This window comes from Pseudoalteromonas sp. S1727 (genome assembly GCF_005886375.1).
Classification (GTDB): domain Bacteria; phylum Pseudomonadota; class Gammaproteobacteria; order Enterobacterales; family Alteromonadaceae; genus Pseudoalteromonas; species Pseudoalteromonas haloplanktis.
The window spans coordinates 1-334 of the sequence record NZ_PNDT01000255.1; the positions used below are offsets into that span (position 1 = coordinate 1).

Consider the following 334-nt stretch of genomic DNA (forward strand, 5'->3'; position numbering starts at 1 on the left):
AGCGGCACCAGTGACGACCGCTGCAATCACTAATAATGGCTGGGTGTATCCCGCGTTGTTTAAACACAATGAACAGTATATTTTAGTGTCAGAAGCGGGTGGGCCTGACTATTACAGTGGCACGAATTTAAGCAATAATAGTCAAGGGCAATTTAAAGTTCGCTTTCCTGATCAACGTGAAGTAATCACCAGTGGTGGCTATTTACCTGAGCATACGCTGCCATTATTGTCGCCTTGGCGCATTCTTGCCATAGGTTCATTAAAAACCATCACAGAATCAACGTTAGGGACTGATCTAGCCCGCGTTAATCAGTTAAAAAATACTGATTTTATT

The 334-nt window shown here is 42.8% G+C and carries 1 protein-coding gene; it reads left to right on the forward strand.

Annotated features, from left to right (window positions below):
* On the forward strand, window positions 1–334 hold a 334-nt coding region (locus tag CWB85_RS21915), incomplete at both ends, for a glycoside hydrolase family 97 N-terminal domain-containing protein (protein WP_171039069.1).